17 protein-coding genes and 1 pseudogene are annotated in these 18,647 nt (G+C 72.8%); 12 read left to right on the top strand and 6 right to left on the bottom strand.

What is annotated here, in order from left to right; all coding sequences use genetic code 11:
- Positions 1-13 precede the first annotated feature (13 nt).
- Positions 14-1,180 carry a TIM barrel protein gene (locus AB0E83_RS12625; RefSeq protein ID WP_362109503.1) on the top strand — a complete coding sequence of 389 codons (1,167 nt, stop codon included), beginning with the start codon at positions 14-16 and terminating at the stop codon, positions 1,178-1,180.
- A gap of 43 nt (positions 1,181-1,223) precedes the next feature.
- Positions 1,224-3,356 (top strand): PQQ-dependent sugar dehydrogenase, encoded by a 2,133-nt coding sequence (locus tag AB0E83_RS12620; protein WP_362109501.1) that lies wholly within the window; start codon positions 1,224-1,226, stop codon positions 3,354-3,356.
- A 142-nt stretch (positions 3,357-3,498) separates the two neighbouring features.
- Here AB0E83_RS12620 and AB0E83_RS12615 read toward each other — a convergent pair whose 3' ends face one another.
- Positions 3,499-3,912, bottom strand: coding sequence for a hypothetical protein (locus AB0E83_RS12615; RefSeq protein ID WP_362109499.1), 414 nt, complete (start codon positions 3,910-3,912; stop codon positions 3,499-3,501).
- 159 nt (positions 3,913-4,071) lie between these two features.
- Between AB0E83_RS12615 and AB0E83_RS12610 the strand changes: the two genes are divergently transcribed.
- The 3 genes from AB0E83_RS12610 to AB0E83_RS12600 all read left to right on the top strand — a co-directional run bounded on the left by AB0E83_RS12610 (position 4,072) and on the right by AB0E83_RS12600 (position 6,251).
- Positions 4,072-4,935 (top strand): hypothetical protein, encoded by an 864-nt coding sequence (locus AB0E83_RS12610; protein WP_362109497.1) that lies wholly within the window; start codon positions 4,072-4,074, stop codon positions 4,933-4,935.
- A gap of 108 nt (positions 4,936-5,043) precedes the next feature.
- A complete protein-coding gene (locus tag AB0E83_RS12605) occupies positions 5,044-5,307 on the top strand; it encodes a hypothetical protein (protein ID WP_362109495.1) in 264 nt (87 codons plus the stop codon).
- 248 nt (positions 5,308-5,555) lie between these two features.
- Positions 5,556-6,251 (top strand): triacylglycerol lipase, encoded by a 696-nt coding sequence (locus tag AB0E83_RS12600; protein ID WP_362109493.1) that lies wholly within the window; start codon positions 5,556-5,558, stop codon positions 6,249-6,251.
- Positions 6,252-6,394: 143 nt separating this feature from the next.
- On the opposite strand, the gene AB0E83_RS12595 is transcribed toward AB0E83_RS12600, so the two are convergent.
- Entirely contained in the window at positions 6,395-6,805 is a 411-nt protein-coding gene (locus tag AB0E83_RS12595; RefSeq protein WP_362109551.1) for an SMI1/KNR4 family protein, read from the bottom strand.
- 275 nt (positions 6,806-7,080) lie between these two features.
- Between AB0E83_RS12595 and AB0E83_RS12590 the strand changes: the two genes are divergently transcribed.
- Together AB0E83_RS12590 and AB0E83_RS12585 are read left to right on the top strand one after the other, a co-directional pair.
- Positions 7,081-7,686: a dihydrofolate reductase family protein gene (locus tag AB0E83_RS12590; protein WP_362109491.1), complete on the top strand. Its 606-nt coding sequence runs from the start codon at positions 7,081-7,083 to the stop codon at positions 7,684-7,686.
- A 47-nt stretch (positions 7,687-7,733) separates the two neighbouring features.
- Positions 7,734-7,850: pseudogene (locus AB0E83_RS12585) on the top strand (IMP dehydrogenase); the annotation flags it as partial.
- 131 nt (positions 7,851-7,981) lie between these two features.
- On the opposite strand, the gene AB0E83_RS12580 reads toward AB0E83_RS12585, so the two are convergent.
- Positions 7,982-9,277 carry a UDP-glucose/GDP-mannose dehydrogenase family protein gene (locus tag AB0E83_RS12580; protein ID WP_362109489.1) on the bottom strand — a complete coding sequence of 432 codons (1,296 nt, stop codon included), beginning with the start codon at positions 9,275-9,277 and terminating at the stop codon, positions 7,982-7,984.
- Between the two features lie 197 nt (positions 9,278-9,474).
- Positions 9,475-10,902, bottom strand: a complete 1,428-nt coding sequence (locus AB0E83_RS12575) for a hypothetical protein (RefSeq protein WP_362109487.1) — start codon at positions 10,900-10,902, stop codon at positions 9,475-9,477.
- A gap of 310 nt (positions 10,903-11,212) precedes the next feature.
- Here AB0E83_RS12575 and AB0E83_RS12570 point away from each other — a divergent pair, with 310 nt between their 5' ends.
- The 5 genes from AB0E83_RS12570 (at position 11,213) to AB0E83_RS12550 (ending at position 16,588) form a co-directional block, all read left to right on the top strand.
- Complete coding sequence (locus AB0E83_RS12570; RefSeq protein ID WP_362109485.1) at positions 11,213-12,154, top strand: ABC transporter substrate-binding protein; 942 nt, start codon at positions 11,213-11,215, stop codon at positions 12,152-12,154.
- Between the two features lie 2 nt (positions 12,155-12,156).
- Positions 12,157-13,122 (top strand): amino acid ABC transporter permease, encoded by a 966-nt coding sequence (locus AB0E83_RS12565; RefSeq protein ID WP_362109483.1) that lies wholly within the window; start codon positions 12,157-12,159, stop codon positions 13,120-13,122.
- A gap of 8 nt (positions 13,123-13,130) precedes the next feature.
- On the top strand, positions 13,131-13,883 hold the full coding sequence (locus tag AB0E83_RS12560; protein WP_362109549.1) for an amino acid ABC transporter ATP-binding protein: 753 nt from the start codon (positions 13,131-13,133) through the stop codon (positions 13,881-13,883).
- Positions 13,880-15,097, top strand: coding sequence for a M20 family metallopeptidase (locus tag AB0E83_RS12555; protein ID WP_362109481.1), 1,218 nt, complete (start codon positions 13,880-13,882; stop codon positions 15,095-15,097). Before AB0E83_RS12560 ends, AB0E83_RS12555 begins: the two co-directional genes overlap by 4 nt.
- Before the next feature lie 198 nt (positions 15,098-15,295).
- Positions 15,296-16,588: a cyanophycinase gene (locus AB0E83_RS12550; protein ID WP_362109479.1), complete on the top strand. Its 1,293-nt coding sequence runs from the start codon at positions 15,296-15,298 to the stop codon at positions 16,586-16,588.
- Between the two features lie 101 nt (positions 16,589-16,689).
- Here AB0E83_RS12550 and AB0E83_RS12545 read toward each other — a convergent pair whose 3' ends face one another.
- Both AB0E83_RS12545 and AB0E83_RS12540 read right to left on the bottom strand, forming a co-directional pair.
- Positions 16,690-17,568 carry a MurR/RpiR family transcriptional regulator gene (locus AB0E83_RS12545; RefSeq protein WP_362109477.1) on the bottom strand — a complete coding sequence of 293 codons (879 nt, stop codon included), beginning with the start codon at positions 17,566-17,568 and terminating at the stop codon, positions 16,690-16,692.
- Positions 17,569-17,848: 280 nt separating this feature from the next.
- Positions 17,849-18,607 (bottom strand): DeoR/GlpR family DNA-binding transcription regulator, encoded by a 759-nt coding sequence (locus tag AB0E83_RS12540; protein ID WP_362109475.1) that lies wholly within the window; start codon positions 18,605-18,607, stop codon positions 17,849-17,851.
- Between the last annotated feature and the right edge of the window lie 40 nt (positions 18,608-18,647).

Genomic DNA, 18,647 nt, shown 5'->3' with positions numbered 1-18,647 from the left:
AAGCGAGAACACCGTGACCGCGTCCCCCGACGAGACCAGCACCACCCCCGGAGACGAGCTGCGCCGCACGCTCGGCGTCGGCCGCCGCCGCTTCCTCAGCACCTGCACGGCCACCGCGGCCGTGGCGATCGCCGCCCCCGTCTTCGGCGCCTCGCCCGCCCTGGCGCGGACCGAGCCCGAGCCGGCCGCCGACCACGGCCGCTCCGCCCTCGTCCCCCCGGACAGGCGCGGACTGATCCTCTACACCGTCCGGGACGCGGTGGCCCGCGACCCGCTCGCCTCCGACCTGCCCTCCGGCTTCCGCGAGGTGTTCCGGCAGCTGGCGCGGTATGGCTACCGGCAGGTCGAGTTCGCCGGCTACCGCCAGCACGCCAACGCCCCCGGCGGCGCGGACCTGGGCACCGTCGAGGGCGCGCGGCTGATGCGCTCCTGGCTCGACGAGTACGGGCTGCGCGCCCAGGGCAGCCACGGCTTCATCCCGGGCTCCTGGCCGCTCACCCCCGCCGACCTGGACGCGTTCCGCCGGGCCCTGGAGATCGCGAACATCCTCGGCATGGAGCACATGGGCACCGGCGGCGACCCCACCAACAGCCCCTACCGCGCCGACTGGGACGTCGCCGCCGACAAGTGGAACACCCTGGGCGCCCTCGCCGCCCGGGAGGGGATCAAGCTCTACACCCACAACCACGACAGCGCCTACGACTTCCTCCTCGACGGCGGGCCGCTCGACGCCCTGGGCCGGCCGACCCGCAGCTCCGGCATCCGCAAGCTGGAGTACTTCCTGGAGGTCAGCGACCCCAGAAGCGTCTACCTGGAACTGGACGTCTTCTGGGCCCACGTCGCCCAGTACAAGTTCCACACGTACACCGCCCACGACGGCTCCCGGCAGGAGAACGTCTTCGACCCGGCCGGGCTCGTGGTCCGCCACACGCCCCGCTTCCCGCTCTTCCACGCCAAGGACGGCGTGATCAACCCGCAGAGCGGCCTGGGCTACGACATGGTGCCGTTCGGCACCGGCGACATCGACTACCGGCGCTTCTTCACCCGCGTCGGGGCGAAGAACCGGCACCACCCGATGGTCGAGCAGGACACCGCCCCGAGCGCCACCGTTCCCGGCCAGTCGCTGGAGTACGCCCGCATCGGCCACGACAACCTCGCCGCCCTCCGCGCCCACCGCTGACCGCGGCGCACCGCCACCCGAACCCGTAGCGAAGGAGTTCCGCGTGCGCAACAGACGGATCGTCACCCTCCTGGGCACGGCGGCCCTGGCCGGCGCCCTCGGGGTGCTGCCCCTGGCCCCCGTCCAGGCCACCACCCCGTCGGAAACGGCCCCACCGGCCGCGTCCGCCGCCCCAGCCTTCCAGAAGGTCACCCTCAACGACCGGCCGGGCGAGCCCATGGCCCTCGCCGTCCTGCCCGACCTGCGCGTCCTGCACACCGCGCGCACCGGCGAGATCCGCATCCACGACCCGAAGAGCGGCGTCAACTTCCTCGCCGCCGACATGAAGAAGAGCCCCGCCGGGCTCTACCAGCACGACGAGGAGGGCGTCCAGGGCATCGCTGTCGACCCCGACTTCGCCAGGAACCACTGGGTCTACCTCTACTACTCGCCCCGCCTCTCCACCCCCGTGGACGACCCCGCCACCCCGGGCGTCAACGAGGGCGACGCCCCGCAGACCGGCACGCCCGCGGACTTCGCCCCGTACGAGGGCTACACCCGGCTCTCCCGCTTCAAGCTCACGGGGAACAAGCTGGACTACGCCTCCGAGCAGAAGATCATCGACATCCCCGCCGACCGCGGCCTCTGCTGCCACGTCGGCGGCAAGATCGACTTCGACCACCGGGGCAACCTCTTCCTGTCGACCGGCGACGACTCCAACCCCTTCTCCTCGGACGGCTACGCCCCGATCGACGACCGCCCCGACCGCAACCCCGCCTACGACGCCCGCCGCACCTCCGGCAACACGAACGACCTGCGCGGCAAGGTGCTCCGCATCAAGGTCAAGCGCGACGGCGGCTACGTGATCCCCGACGGCAACCTCTTCGCCCCCGGCACCCCGAGGACCCGCCCCGAGATCTACGCCATGGGCCTGCGCAACCCCTTCCGCTTCGGGGTCGACAAGCGCACCGGCGAGGTCTACGTCGGCGACTACTCGCCCGACGCCCAGAAGGCCAGTCCGGACCGCGGCCCCGCCGGCCACGGCCGCTGGATGGTCATCGACCGCCCCGCCAACTACGGCTGGCCGTTCTGCGTGAGCCAGGACATGCCGTACCAGGACTACGACTTCGCCACCAAGAAGTCGAGCGGCGCCTTCGACTGCGCCGCCCCCGTCAACGACTCGCGCCACAACACCGGCCTCGACCTGCTGCCGCCGGTCGAGGACGCCGAGATCATCTACGGCTACGGCGCCTCCGCGCAGTTCCCGCAGCTCGGCACCGGCGGCATCGGCCCCATGGGCGGCCCCGCCTACCGGTACGACAAGCACAACACCGCCGAGAACCGCTGGCCCGCCTCCCTCGCCGGCAAGCCGCTCTTCTACGAGTGGACCCGCGACCAGATGAAGGCCCTCACCCTCGGCAAGCGCAACGAGGTGCTGGCCATCGACGACGCCGTGCCCGGCATCCGCACCGACGGACCCATCGACGCCGAGTTCGGCCCCGACGGCGCGCTCTACGTCCTGGAGTACGGCACCGGCTACTTCGCCGAACTGCCCGAGGCCCAGCTCTCCCGCATCGACTACCTCCGGGGCAACAGCACCCCCGAGCCCAAGGCCGCCGCCGACGTCGTCAACGGCGTCAACCCGCTGACGGTCCGCTTCTCCGCCGCCGGCACCAAGGACGCCGACGGGGACGCGCTCCGCTACGCCTGGGACTTCGACGCCGACGGCACCGTGGACTCCACCCAGGCCGACCCCACCCACACCTACACCACGAACGGCGTCTTCGAGGCCACCCTCAACGTCACCGACAGCACCGACCGCTCCGCCGCCACCGCCGTCCAGGTGGTCGTCGGCAACAAGGCACCGGTCGTCTCCCTCACCACCGACCCCGCCCCGCACGGAGGCACCGCCTTCCACTGGGGCGACACGGTCACCTGGCGGGTCGACGTCACCGACGACCAGCCGGTCGACTGCGCGAAGGTCACCGTCTCCTTCATCCTCGGCCACGACTCCCACGGCCACCCGCTCTCCACGAGCACCGGCTGCTCGGGCTCGTTCCGCACGTTCGTGGACGGCGGCCACGCCGGCGCCGACAACCTGAAGGCCGTCTTCAACGCCTCGTACAAGGACACGCCCCCGGCGGGCCTGCCCTCCCTCTCCGGCAGCGCGGAGGTGGCCCTGACCCCGGCCGACTGACCCGCACCCCGCTCGCGCGGGGCCCTCGGGGCGGCGAACCCGCCCCGAGGGCCCCGCGTACGCCCCGCGGCGGGCTCGCGGGCGTCCTCCGCGCTCCTCCGGACCGGGCTCCGGGCCCCGCCCGGGGCGAGGAGCGGTCAGGTCACCGCAGCGGTCCGAGAAGCCCGCGGGCTTCCCGGCGCACCGTGCCGTCCGGGTCCGAGGCCAGCGCCGAACACAGGGCCGCGAGCCGTCGCCCGTCCTCCTCGGACCCGCCGCGGACGCCGAGGAGCGCGTCATCGAGGTGATCGGCGGTGTCGTCGTCCGCGTCGGCGAACGCGGCCAGCACCATGCGCAGACCGAGCACGTCCCGGCGTGCGAGCAGAGCCTCCGCCGTCTCCTGGGTGACGAAGGTGTCGCGATCGTCCAGCAACAGCCGCCGCAGGGCCTCGGCCGCCTCGGGAACCTCCGCGAAGGCCGCCAGCCGTCGCCCCGCGGCCGCTCGAACGGACCAGGACGCCGAAGCGGCCTCCTGGAGGAGCGGGTTCAGCTCGCCGGGAGAATCGGAACGGGACACGGCCCTCACTCTGGCACACCTCCCCCCGCCCGTACGCCCGGCCCCCGCGTTCGGGGCCGCGAAGAACGGGCGCCCTCTGCTCACGGCAGACCCCGCACCACCGCGGGGGAGGCCGGGAAGTCGCGGGCACGTGTCGTACGGGGAAGGCACAATCGGCGCATGGCTGAGACCTTCGTCGCTCTGGGAACCGTCGACGCGCCGTCCGGTGTGCTGGTACTGGGCACGGCCGGGGGCGTCGACCAGTGGAGAGAGCTGGGGCGGCCCCTGTCCGAACGCGCGAGGACGGCGGCGGCGAACGGCGGGGGCCACCTTCAGGAGTGGTCGTGCGAGGCGGTCGCGGTCCCGGCGGCGGCCGACCGTCCCCTGAGCGTGCGGGCGAGCACGTCGCCGTCCCCGTTCGACGGGGAACCGACGATCGCGACCTTGGAGATCGGCCTCGGTCTTCCGTGGCCCGGCACCATGAGCCGGTCGGCACCCGTGCGGCTCGGGGACCTGCCCGTCGACCGGTGCGGCATGGTGGTCGGCGACGCCGACGGCCTGGACGCGTGGACCGGAACGGACGACGAGCCCGCCAACGGGCTCGCCGACGTCTTCTACTGGGGCCGGTACGAGGACGACGCGCACGCGCAGTTCGGCGGTGAGCGGATCGCGGAGCACGGCGCCGACGGGCCGTACGGGTGGCTGGACCTCCCGGTGGCCGAGGCGGCCGCACGCGCGGCCGAGCTCACCGACTGGCGCGACCGCGTCCACGGCAGGGGCCTCGTGGTCTCCGTCGAGGAGCACACCGATCTCCACCGCTTCCAGCGGGCCGGCCGGCACCATCCGCTCCGCGTCGGCGCGATCGACGTCGGCGGTTGCCGGACGCTCGGCATCGATTGGGACCAGGGCGACCACGCGATGAGGCACCGTGGCGAGCGGGAGGCCGGCCAGGTCTATCCGGTCACGCTCGAAGCCGACCGGGCGGGCGAGACGGTGATGCGATGGACCATCCCGCCCCACGACCCCGACGACGAAGACGCCTGACGGGCCAGGCCCCGGGAGCCCCGGCGTCGCGAGACGGGCCGATCCGCCGGATGCCGACCGGCCCGGACGGTCGTACGGTCGTCCTGACCGCCCCGGAAGGAGACCACCATGACCACCGAGCGGACCGCCCGCGACACCATCGCGCGTGTTCTCGGCGCCGACGTCCACGCCGACGTCACCACGTTCCCCGGCGGCAACCTGGCCATCACCCTCACCACCGGCGAGCACACCGCCACCGTCGACGGCCATGACTCCAGCGGCTGGGGCTGGACCGTCGACCCGGGCACCGACGACGGCTTCACCGGCCACGAGGACGTGGCCGACACCCTGGAAGCCGCCCTCGCCGGAATCCGCGACAGGCTCGGCGCCTGAGCGGCCGTCGCCGTACGGGGACCGGCGAGCCCGCGCGATCGAGCGCGACCGCCGCGTCACCCGTTCACACCACCCCGGCCCGAGCCCGGATCCCGAACGGGGCCGACGGACCGGCCGCGCGGAGGGTGTTCTGCCCGCGCCAGGACTTACCGACGGTAAATCCACTGGCGCGCAAGGGGTTTGAGAGACCTGGCGATGCGTCAGACATGGGGGAGACCCGTTCCGTCGCCCCCGTCCGGAGGTCACCCATGCGCCGCAGTGCCACCCTGCTCCTCGCCGGAACACTCCTCGCCGGCACGGCCGCCCTCCCCGCCACCGCCCAGGCCGCGCCCCGGGACGCCACGGCGGGCGCGCCCCGGCCGGTCGTGTTCGTCCACGGCCGCAACGCGGGCCCCGGCGTCTGGGGGTCGCTGACGGAGCGCCTGACCGCCGCCGGGACGCCCGCCGACCGGATCTTCGCGTGGAGCTACGACTCGTCGCAGTCGACGAACGAGGTGCTCGCCGGCCGGCTCGCCGCCTACGTCGACGACGTGCTCCGGCGGACGGGGGCCGGCCAGGTGGACCTCGTGGCGCACAGCCTGGGCTCCCTGCCGACCCGCTGGTACGTCAAGTACGGCGGCGCCTCCAAGGTCCGCAACTGGGTCTCGCTCGCCGGACCCAACCACGGCACCGGCCTCGCGTGGGCCTGCGCGCTGTGGGACCAGGGCTGCCGGGACATGACGCCCGGCTCGTACGTGGTCTCCCGCCTGAACGAGGGCGACGAGACGCCGGGCGACGTCCGCTACACCACGTTCTGGTCCGCCGGCGACGGCCAGATCCTCCCCACGAGCAGCACCGCCCTGTCGGGGGCGCGCAACGTGCGGGTGGCCGACATGGGCCACAACGACCTGCTCGGCGACGCGGGCGTCGCCGAGCAGGTCCTCGCCACGCTCACCGCGCCGTGACCCGGCCCCGCGGGAGGGCCGCCCGCCCTCCCGCGGAGCACCCGCTCACGTCGCGCCGCCCGTGGCGGACGCGCAGCCGTCCGCACCGGCGCGGACGGGCGAGGACGCCCTCCGACAGACGGACCCGTGGCGCGGGCCGTGGATCAGAAGCGGAGCCACTTGTCGCGGGCCCAGTGCCACACCGACTCCCAGCGGTCCCCCGTGAGGCCGCCCGTCCCGAGGCACGACCAGAAGACGACGGCGTCGTCGGGTCCGACGAGGTAGAAGTCGCCCTCGTCCTCGCACAGGACGATCAGCTCGCGCGGGACGCCCTGGTCCCAGGCGATGGTCATGAGCTCCGGCAGGTACGTGTACGCCCCCTCGTCCGTGACGGTGACGGGCTCCAGGCGGCCGCGCTCGACGTTGCCGACGTGGAGCAGGAACTCCCGGAGCCCGGCGGGCAGCCGGACGCCGTGCTCCTCCTCGAACCGCGCGAGGAACCGCTCGTCGGGAAGCTCCGGCGGAGCCTCGTCCGGCCAGCGGGTCTCCTGGATGTACTGGATGACGTCCTTCACGAATCTCCCCACGTCTGCTGCTCCGGACCCACGACCGTGAACCCCGGTGATCATTCTGAGGCCGGGGGTCACCCGCGTCCGCACGAGGGTCGCGTGCGAGCGGCGGCGGGGTGGCGGGCGTGGCTGAGGGCGGACACGCGCGTTCAGGATCCGGTTCGGCGCCGTCGCCCTTCTCCGACCGCCCTCCTCCTCAGCCCCGCCGGCGGCCCGGCGGCCGATGAGTTTCCGGCTCCCGGCCGGTCCACACTCGTGACAGCCCAGGAAAGGACGCCGCCATGTCGGAGCTTCTCGTCGACTTCATCACCACCCTCGACGGCTACGCGTCAGGAGAGGGATGGCCCGGGTTCTGGGGCCTCGAGGGCCCGGAGTACCTCTCCTGGCTCGGCGAGCAGCCCGAGGCCACCTACCTGATGGGAGCGAACACCTACCGCCTGATGTCGGGCTTCGCCGCAGGCAAGGTCCCGGACGGCCAGGACGAGTTCCGGCCCGAAGAAGAGGCGTCCGTCGACGAGCTCACGCGAGCGCCCAAGGTGGTCTTCTCCTCCTCGCTCGAAGAGCCCCTGACGTGGGCCAACTGCACGCTCGTCCGCGACGACGCCGTCGAGGCGGTCCGCGCCATGAAGGCGAGCGGCTCGGGGCTCCTCAGCACGATCGGCAGCCTCAGCCTCTGCCGGTCCCTGCTGCGGGCCGGACTCGTCGACCGGTTCCGGGTCGTGATGTTCCCGGTGATCACCGGGGCCACGGGTGAGGAGCGCATCTACGACGGCTATCCGGACGTCGCCCTGGAGATGACCGACCACCGCACCTTCGACGGCCGCACCCAGCTGGTCGAGTACAAGCCCCGCGTGCTCGACCACCCGCCGCTCGGCGCCCCCGCGTGACGTCGCCCGCCCCGCAGGCCCGGACGCGACCACCGGGCCGTGCCCCGACCGGCCGCATCGAACCCGGGAGGGTCTTCGACCGCACCCTCCCGCCGGAGCGGGTCGCCGACGGCCACCGGGCGATGGACGAGCGCCGCGCGATCAAGGCCCTCCTCACGCCCTGACCCGCCCCCGCCCCTGCGAAGGACCCCTCGGGGGGATCCCCCGCGGCTCGATCGCCCCCGCCCGTCTCGCCCGACCCCGCCACCGCCCCGGCCGAACTCCTTCCGGCCGGGGCGGCAGCGCACCCGCAGGACTACGGGCGGCCCACCGACAGATACGTGAAGCCGAACCCCCGCATCCGGGCCGGCTCCAGCAGGTTCCGCCCGTCGAAGACCACCGGACGCCGCATCCGCCCCGCCACCGCCGCCCAGTCGACCTCCGCCAGCCGCGGCCACTCCGTGACCACCACCGCCGCGTCCGCGCCCTCCAGCGCCTCCTCCGGACTCGCGTACCGCACCGCGGACGCCCACGGCTCCACCGCGCCGGGGCGGGCCAGCGGGTCCCAGCACCGCACGCTCGCCCCCTCCGCCAGCAGCCGGGAGGCGAGCACCGCGGACGGCGCCTCGCGCATGTCGTCCGTACCCGGCTTGAACGCCATCCCCAGCAGGACGACCTCCCTGCCCGCGAGGTCCCCCAGGACGTCCTTGAGCTTCTGGACCGCCCGCCGCTTCTGGATGTTGTTCACGTCGATCACCGCCGACAGCAGCATCGGATGGAACCCCGTGTTCGACGCGATCTGCCGCAACGCCTCGGAGTCCTTCGGGAAGCACGACCCGCCCCACCCGATCCCCGGGCGCAGGAAATGCGGGCCCAGGCGGTGATCGAGCCCCACGGCGCCGAGCACCTTCGTCGCGTCCGCCCCGGTGTTCTCGCACAGGGTCGCGATCTCGTTGGCGAAACTGATCCGCGTCGCGAGCAACGCGTTCGACGCGAGCTTCACCATCTCCGCCGACCGCACGTCCATCGTCACCACCGGCGCGTCGATCCCCGCGTGCAGCTCCGCGACGAGCGCGGCCGCCGCCGCGTCGTCGGAACCGACGACGATCCGGTCGGGACCCATGAAGTCGCTCACGGCCCGGCCCTCGGCGGTGAACTCCGGGTTCGACACGTACCCGGTCGCCCCGAGCCCGGCCTCGTCCAGCAGCACCCGCGCCCGCGCCCCGGTGCCCACCGGCACCGTCGACTTCATCACGACCGCCCGCAGACGCGCGGTGCCGGTCAGGGACCGGACGACCGACCACACCTTCGACAGGTCGGCGTCCCCCGACGGCGACGGTGGGGTGTCGACGCACACGTACGCCACCTCGGCCCCCTCCAGGGCCTCGCCGAGGTCGAGCGTGAACCGCAGCCGCTCCTTGTTCCGGGCGATCACGTCCCCCAGGCCCGGCTCGTAGATCGGCACCTCCCCGCCCTGGAGGACCCGCACCTTCTCCGGGTCGATGTCGCGCACGACGACCTCGTGCCCCAGCTCCGCCAGACACGCACCCGTCACCAGTCCGATGTAGCCCGCCCCGAACACCGCGACCCGGAAAGCACGTCGGTTTGCCATGGTGGTCCGTCCAATCCCGGCCGCCGAACCGGCGAGCCGAAAGGGAGAGTTCCCGCAGAACCCCGCGAAACGAAGCGACCACCCTACTCCCCGCACCCCTTCCCGAGGCCGCGGGAAGCGGCGCTCCGCGCGGGAGCCGTCGTGCCCGGCGGCCCGGCCGCACGGCGCGGTCCGGTCGCCGGGCACGTGAGGGCCGGTCAGCTCTTCGTCACGGCGCAGCTGTAGGGCGCGGTCCCGGAGCCGCTGTAGGCCTCCACGTCGAGGTAGTAGGTGCCCGAGCCGGAGGCGGTCCTGGTGAAGGACAGCGACTCGTCGGCGCCGGCTCCGTCGTTGACGGAGCGGGTCAGGGTGCTGCCGTCGGAGGCGAGCCAGTACAGGTCGGCGTCGTAGGCGGAGGGGACGGCGCAGTTCACGGAGGCGGTCCGGCCGGACGAGAGGGTCAGCTCGAAGTGGTCGCGGTCGCTGCTCGACTTCATGGTGCCGGTCAGGGAGCCGGGGGAGGCCAGGGCGGTGGCGTCGTCGGCGGTGTCGCGGGTGTCGTTCGGCTCGCTCTCGGCCAGCGTGGCCCCGCCGCCCTGGCCGCCGCAGTCGGTCACCGGCGTACCGCTGTAGAGGCCGGCGTCGGTGACGCCGTTCGTCACGCTGCGGAGGTAGTAGCCGCAGGTGGGACGGGACGTGAAGTCGAAGGTCGAGCCGGGCGTCAGGCGCCAGATCTTGAAGCCGCTGTAGGTGAGGGGCTTCCTGTCGACCGCCTGTTCCGGCTGGTGGTCGGCGAGCACGACGTACGCGTCCTTGCCGTACTGGGTCGCGACGCCGTCGCGGTCGAGGAAGAGCGAGCCGCCGCCCTCCTCCACCCCGACGCCCCAGGCGGCACCCCCGGGGGCGAGGCCGTCCTTCACCGCGCGGGCGAGGAACGCCATCGTGCGGCCCATGCGATCGCGCGTGACGAAGTGCGAGTCGTTGACGACCGCCCCGTAGTGGGGCCACTCGAACATGCCGGTGGTGAAGCCGATGGACCGGTCGTAGGGGTTGGCGAGCGCCTCCGTGCTGGTGACGCTGCCGTTGCAGGCGTCGTAGACGATGGGGCTGTTGATGTGGTGGCCCGCGCTGCCGCCGCCGGAGCCGCCGCCCTTGGCCACCACCGACTCGACGGAAGCCTCCAGGGCCGTTCCCTTCCAGGCGGCGTAGCGGCACTGGTCGCCACCGGCGAAGTAGACGAACTCGGCGTTGCGCACGTCCGTGTTGACCTGGCTGTTGTTGCCGTCGCTCGCCGCCGTGAGCGTCCACGTCGTGCACGAGTTGACCCCGGCCAGCGCGGTGATGGCGTCGCACTCGGGCGTCTTGCTGCCCGACGTCGGTGCCGAGCCGGCCAGGACGACCACGTCGAGGGTCCCGGTACCGCCCCTGATGTCGTCGATGGCACGGGTCATCGAGGCGGCGACGATGCCGCCGGCACCGTTCATCGTGAACGCCGGGCCGTTCCACGACCCCCGGGCGACGTCGGCCGTGCTGCCGAGCCGGATCCTGTCGGCCGCCGCGTGGGCCGGCTGGTGCACCACCAACGCCGTGGTGAGGGCGGCGAGTCCGACGACGGCCGAAGTGAACCTGGGCGAACGGAGTGGCATCTGCGCTCCAAGGGAGGGGGGTTCGTCGATTCCGCTCCGGCCCATCGCGGGGCGGGGCGGTTGGTTGCGGAACATACAAGTAACGCGGATCAAGCGGAAGATGTAAGACGAGGGAAGCTCTCAGCCGCCCGCTGCGGAGCGGTATAGGCGCTCAGAAGCCGCAAAAGACACATCGGTTGAGCGTCGAGGTGCGCGTTACATGAACGTAATGGGTTTTACATCTAGCCAGTTTTGGCGCCGATATGTAACTTCCCTGTTGTGTCTGACGGCCCGATTCCGTCGGCAGGAAACCACCGAGAGGTCCCACGCGATGAACACTCGTATCGCACGCCCCGTCGCGGCCGCCGCCCTCGCGGCGGCCATGCTCGCCTCCCTGTCCGCCTGTGGGGGCGCGGACGCCGCCGCCCCGGCCGGCAAGGCCGTCATCGCCGGGGCGGAGGTCGTCAAGGACCAGAAGCTGCACGACCTCCTCCCCGAGAAGATCAAGAAGGCGGGCGAGGTCCGCGTCGCGACCGACGTCCCCTACCCGCCGTTCGAGATGTTCGTGAAGGAGGGCGAGCCCGCCCTGACCGGACTGGACTACGACCTCGGCCAGGCCCTGGGCGCGAAGCTCGGCGTGAGGTTCACCTTCACCCCGCAGAAGTTCGACGGCATCGTCCCCGCCATCCAGGCCGGAAAGTTCGACGTCGCGATGTCGGCCATCACCGACAACAAGGAGCGGCAGCAGGTCGTCGACTTCGTCGACTACTCCCGGTCCGGCTCCGGCATCCTGGTCGCCGAGGGCAACCCGTCCGAGGTGACCACCCTGGACGACCTCTGCGGGCGGAAGGTCGCCGTCCAGACGGCGACCAACCAGCTCGACCTCCTCAAGGAACACCAGGCCGCCTGCGAGAAGGCCGGCAAGGGGAAGATCGACATCCAGACCTTCCCCAAGGACTCCGACGCCCAGCTCGCCCTGCGCTCCGGCAAGGTCATCGCCCAGGTCCTGACCAAGCCCGCCGCCGGTTGGGTCGCCAAGACCGCGGACGACGGCAAGGCCTTCGACCTCGCCGAGGACCCCGCCGCCCCGGGCGGCTACAACGCCTCGCCGAACGGCATCGCCGTCAGCAAGGACCTCCCGCAGCTGACCGACGCGATCCAGAAGGCGCTCCAGGCCCTCATCGACGACGGCACGGTCGTCGCCGTGTACGGCAAGTACGGCGTCGCCTCGATCGCCGTCAAGGAAGCCACCAAGAACGCGGCGGTGGACTAGAGATGCCCGGCATCACCAAGACTCCCGAGCGGACCACCGCCGCGGACCGGCCCCTCGGCGCGGACCTCCCGATCGTTCCCGTCCGCAACTACGGGCGCTGGATCGCGGCCGTCGCCGCGGTGCTCGCCCTCGTCGGACTGATCGGCTCCCTCGCCAGGAACGACAACCTGCGCTGGGACGTCGTCGGCGACTACCTCTTCGCCGACCTCATCTTCGACGGACTGGCCACCACCCTCTGGCTGACGGCCGCGGCCATGCTCCTCGGCCTGGCTCTCGGCACGCTCGTCGCCGTCATGCGGCTCTCCTCCAGCCCCGTGCTCTACGCTCTCGCCAACGCCTTCGTCTGGGTCTTCCGCGGCACCCCGCTGCTCGTCCAGATCATCTTCTGGGGCTACGCCGCCGCCCTGTACAAGTACGTCAAGATCGGTATCCCCTTCACCGACGTCACGTTCTTCCAGGCCGAGACCAACGCCCTGCTGACACCGGCCATCGCCGCACTCCTGGCCCTCGGACTCAACGAGGCCGCGTACGCCTCCGAGATCGTCCGTGCCGGCATCCAGTCCGTCGACCCGGGCCAGGCCGAGGCCGCCCACTCGCTCGGCATGCGCCCCGCGCTCACCATGCGACGGATCGTCCTGCCCCAGGCCATGCGCGTGATCATTCCGCCCATGGGCAACGAGACCATCAACATGCTCAAGATGACCGCGCTGGTCTCGGTCATCTCCGCCCACGACCTGATGTCGAACATCCAGGACGTGTACGCCCAGAACTACCAGGTCATCCCCATGCTGGTGGTCGCCGGCATCTGGTACCTGGCCCTCGTCACCCTCCTCGGCGTGCCGCAGGCGTGGCTGGAGCGGCGCTACGGACGCGGCACCACCCGCGCCGGCCACGTCTCGCCGTTCCGGCGCCTCCTCGGCGGCACCGCGGAGCGGTTCGGCAAGAACAGCAAGGAGCAGAGCCGATGAGCACCCCCATGGTGCGCGCCGAAGGCGTCCGCAAGCACTTCGGGAAACTGGAGGTCCTCAAGGGCATCGACCTCACCGTGGAACGCGGCCAGGTCTGCTGCCTCCTCGGCCCCTCCGGGTCGGGCAAGTCCACCTTCCTTCGCTGCGTCAACCACCTGGAGAAGGTCGACGGCGGCCTGCTCACCGTCGACGGCGAACCCGTCGGCTACCGCCGGCACGGCGACAGGCTCCACGAGCTGCGCGAGCGCGAGGTCGCCGACCGCCGCCGCGACATCGGCATGGTCTTCCAGCGCTTCAACCTCTTCCCCCACATGACCGCCGTCGAGAACGTCATGGAGGCCCCCGTCAAGGTCTCCGGCGCCTCCCGCACGGAAGCGCGCGCCCACGCGCACGACCTGCTCGCGCGCGTCGGGCTCGGCGACCGCGCCGGCCACTACCCGGCCCAGCTCTCCGGCGGCCAGCAGCAGCGCGTCGCCATCGCCCGGGCACTCGCCATGAAGCCGAAGCTGATGCTCTTCGACGAGCCCACCTCGGCCCTCGACCCCGAACTCGTCGGTGACGTCCTGGACGTCATGCGGCAGCTCGCCGCCGACGGCATGACCATGGTCGTCGTCACCCACGAGATCGGCTTCGCCCGCGAGGTCGGCGACACCGCCGTCTTCATGGACGAGGGCGTCGTCGTCGAGGCCGGAGACCCCCGGCAGGTCCTCGTCGACCCGGAGCAGGAACGCACCCGCGCCTTCCTGTCCAAGGTCCTGTGAGCGCCCCCGTCCGCCGGCAGGAGACGCACCACCCCTTCCTCGACCTGGCCCGGGCCCTCCGCCCCCGCTACCTGCACGACCTCGAACAGCTCGTCTCCATCGACTCCGGCTCCTACAGCGCCGACGGCGTCAACCGGGTCGCCGACTGGATCGAACGCCGGCTCGCACGGCTCGGCTTCGACGTGGAACGCGTCCGCTTCCCGGCCGCGCCCGACGGGCACCGGACTGGCGACGCGCTCGTCGGCCGCAAGCGGGGCGGACTGCCCGAGGCGGCGGGCGGCCGCAGGATCCTCCTCGCCGCCCACATGGACACCGTCTTCGAGGACGGCACCGCCGCGGCCCGTCCCTTCCGCGTCGAGGGCTCCGTGGCGTACGGCCCGGGCGTCAGCGACGACAAGGGAGGGCTCCTCGCGGGCCTCACCGCTCTGGAGGTCCTCGACGCGTCCGGCGTCGACGCCTACGACGAGCTGGTCTTCCTCGCCACTCCCGATGAGGAGATCGGATCCCCCGCCAGCCGCGCACTCATCGAGAGCACCGCCAGGGGCGTGCACCACGGTCTCGGCCTCGAATGCGCCCGGGAGAACGGCGACCTCGTCATCGCCCGCAAGGGAGTGGCCGATTTCCGCCTCACCGTCACCGGACGGGCGGCCCACGCCGGCATCGAACCGGAGCGCGGAGCGAACGCGGCCCTCGCCGCCGCCCACCTCACCGTCGCGCTCCAGGCCCTCAACGGCCACTGGGAGGACGTGACGGTCAACGTCGGCGTCGTCAGGGCCGGGACCCGCGCCAACATCGTCTGCCCCCGGGCGGAGCTCCGCATCGAGGTCCGGGCCGCCACGACGGCCGACATCGAACGGGTCACCCGGGCCATCCGGGAGGCCGCCGGCCATCCGGGGGTCCCCGGCGTCACCGTCGAGGTCGAACAGCTCGACCTCTGCCCTCCCATGGAGGACACCCCCGCCTCCCGGCGGATGCTCGACCACGCCCGGCGGGCCGCCGGCGCGGTCGGGATCGAGCTCGGCGCCGCCGCGACCGGCGGAGTGGGCGACGCCAACCTCATCGCGGGCACCGGAGTCCCCGTCCTGGACGGCCTGGGCCCCGTAGGAGGCGCCGACCACACCCCCCAGGAGTGGCTCGACACCACCGGCGTCCCCCAGCGCGTCGCCCTGCTCGCCGACCTGATCGCCTCCCTCGGCGCGGCCGGCACCGCCTGAACGGCGCCGGCACGCCCCGGGCCTGATCCCTCCACCCCCGCACCGGCCGCACCGGGCGGACCGACACGGGTCCGGTCCGCCCGGCAGGCCGAAGGCTCCCACCGCCGGACGGCTCCCACCGGCCGGCAGCCCCCACCGCCGGACGGCCCCGGCCGGCCGACGGCCCCCACCACCCCTTCTCCCGACCCCGGAGGCACCATGCGCGTCCCGCCCCTCCCCGCACGTCGCACCGTCCTCGCCTGCGGCCTCGCCGTCGCCCTCCTCACCGGCGCCTCCGCCGCACACGCCGCACCTCGGCCGGACAGGGCGGCCCGCGAAGGCTCCCTCGTCCTGATCGGCGGAGCTCTGAAGGAGGACAACACCCAGGTCTACGGCGAGATCATCGAGCGGGCCGGCGGCCCGAAGGCCCGCATCGGCGTCATCACCGCCGCCTCCGTCCCCGAGAGCCAGGACCCCCACGCCGACGACCCCGACCGGTGCAGCAACTCCGCCTGCAACGGCGCCTACTACGCCGCCCTGTTCGAACGGCACGGAGCCGCCGACGCGCAGTGGATCCCCCTCGACACCGACCACGTGGCCGACGCCGACTCGGACGCCGTCGTCGCCCAGGTCGAGTCCATGACCGGCTTCTTCTTCGGCGGAGGGGACCAGTACCGCTACGTCACCACCCTCCTCCGCGACGACGGGCGCAAGGACTCCAAGGTGCTCGCCGCCATCCGCGCCAAGCTCGCCCACGGCGCCGTCGTCGCCGGCTCCTCCGCCGGCGCCCAGATCGCCTCCGGCCCCGACATGGTCAGCGGCGGCGAGTCCTACGAGGCCCTGCGGGACGGCAGCGCGCCCGGCTACTTCGACGACCCGACCCGCCTCGGGTACATCCCCCGGGGTGGGTTCGGCTTCCTCCGCTCAGGACTTGTCGACACCCACACGGGCGCCTACGGACGCGAGGGCCGCGCCCTGCGCCTCGCCTCCGACACCGGCCACGACCGCGTCTACGCCCTGGAGGAGAACACGGCGCTGGTCGTCGACCGGCCCGGCACCCACCGCGAACACCTGACGGTCCTCGGTCCGCACGGCGTCGCCGTCCTCGACCTGCGCGACGCCCGCGCGCGCGACTCCGCCCACGGCTGGTCCCTGCGCCGGGCCCGCTACAGCTACCTCACCGACGGCGACCGGTACGACGCCCGCACCTGGACCCCGCGCGTCGCCCCCGCCAAGCGGCCCTTCGCCCCCGGGGCCACGACACCCGTGCCGCCCAACGACGACGTCTTCCACTCGGCCTCCCACCCGGACGGCCGCGCCTACTCCTTCCGGACCACCGCCCGCGCGCTCGCCGCGACGCGGGCGCGGAACAGCGCGGACGCGACGACCTTCGAGAGCGGACCGCGGTTCACGGTGACCTTCACCAAGGCCCCCGGCTTCGCCGCCTTCACCGACGACGCCACCACCCCGCGGACCCTCGTCGCCCTGCGGATCGACATCACACCGAAGTAGCCGGCCGGTGCCGGGTCCGAGCACCCGGCACCGCTCTGTCCTCCACGACGGGCGACGGGCTCGCGGAAGCGCTCACAGCGGCGGGCGGCGGAGGCCCCGCCTCACAGGAGGCCGGTGCGCCGGGCGACCCGCTCGGCTTCCTTCATCCGCTCGTGGCCTTCGCCGCCGAGCCGTTCGAGGACGGCACCGACGAGCGACTCGACGATGGCGAGGGCCGGGGTCAGGCTGTCGTACGGGGAGTCGGAGGACACCTGGGTGATGAGGACGACGTCCGCATGGGCGGCGGCGGGGGAGAGCCACGGGTCGGTGAAGACGACGACCTTGCCTCCCCGTTCCCGGGCCAGCTCCGCGATCAGCGTCTTGTCGGCTTCGTACCGCCGGTAGTCGAACAGCACGGTGACGTCGCGCCGGGCGAGCTGGGTGAGGTAGGACGTCCGCTCCACGTCCTTGTGGGGCACGAGCCCCACCTGGTCGCGGAACTGCATCAGGTGGAGGCCCAGATACTCCGCCAGGAGGTGCGTGAAGCGTCCTCCGGCCAGGTGCACCCGGCGCCTGGGGTCGCCGAGGAGGGCGACCGCGTCCTCGAACTCGTGCGGCGCCACCTCGTCGAACGTCTGGGAGACCGCCTGCCGCACCAGCGCCGCACGCTCGCCGAGGCGGGAGCCGGCGGAATCCCGCGAGGTCTCCGCGGGCTGCTGTTCGGACGCCTCCGCGGCCGAGTACAGGGTGATGGGCGAGGCGTTGCGGGCGTCGAGTTCCGCGCGGAGCGCCGCCTGCAGATCGGGGAAGCCCCTGAAGCCCAGCCGCGAAGCGCACCTCAGCACCGTGGGCGCCGACACACCGGCCCGCTCCGCGATCGTGGCGACCGTCTCGAAGACCGCGGCGGGGTATCCCGCGAGGAGAACCCGCGCGACCTTGCGTTCCGCCGGGCTCAGCTCTCCGAGCCTGTTGCGGATCTCGTCGGCCAGCGTCGGACTCATCGCTTTCCTTTCCGCGACGTGGGAAACCGGGGGCTTCTCACAGCCCCCGGGGCGAGGGCATCGGGCTTCTCGCGTTTCAGATCACCGGGTTACGGCCGCCAAATGTACCGCCCATTACGAACCCTGCCCAGTCCCCGCCGGACACCCCGGAGCCCCGCGCGGGCGCCCCTGCGACCGGAGCCCCAGGACCCGTCAGTGGCCCGGGGCTTCGCGGCGCGCCGAAGCTCGGGGTGCCGACGCCTCCTCCTCCCGTCCTCCCGGCGGCCGTCGCGCCCGGCCGTCAGCCGGCCGCGAGGATCTTCACGCCGAGCGCCCTGAGCTGTTCGACCACCGCGTCGTGGGGCTCGGCGTCGGTGATCAGCCCGGTGATCTCCCCCCAGGGCAGGACGCGGTACGGGGAGGCCGTGCCGATCTTCTCGGAGGAGGCGAGGACGTAGGTGTCCGCGGCCCGGGCGGACAGGGCGCGCTTCATCGCCGCCTCCTCGGCGTCCCCCGTGGTCAGTCCGGCCTCGGGGTGGACGCCGGTGACGCCGAGCAGGCACAGGTCGGCGGAGACGTTCTGCGCGGCCTCGACCGCGGCGGCGCCGCAGGTGACCGCCGAGTGCTTGAAGACGCGCCCCCCGAGGAGGAAGAGCTCCGCCCGGGGGTGGCCGATCAGGGCCGTGGCGATCGTCGGGCTGTGGGTGATCACCGTGCAGGAGAGGTCCTTCGGGAGCGCCCGCGCCACGGCGAGGGCGGTGGTGCCGCCGTCGAGGATCAGCGAGCCGCCCGGCCGCACCAGCGCGGCGGCCGCCGAGGCGACCTTCCGCTTGCCCTCCGGGGCCACCGCCCGCCGGGCGTCGTAGTCCACCACCGCGGGGGACGCGGGCAGCGCACCGCCGTACACCCTTTGGCACAGCCCCTCGGCGGCGAGATCGCGGAGGTCGCGCCGCACGCTGTCCTCGGAGATGCCCAGGTCGGCGGCGACGTCCTTGGCCACGATCTTTCCCGTGCGGGCGAGCAGATCGAGCAGGTGCTCACGTCGTTCAGCGGCCAGCATTCACGTTCCTTCCTGTTCTTTCACGTTTCTGCGTGTATCT

It is taken from the genome of Streptomyces sp. NPDC035033 (genome assembly GCF_040636735.1).
GTDB lineage: Bacteria > Actinomycetota > Actinomycetes > Streptomycetales > Streptomycetaceae > Streptomyces.
The sequence above is the reverse complement of the archived record's forward strand: the minus strand, read 5'-3'. Positions and strand labels throughout refer to the sequence as shown.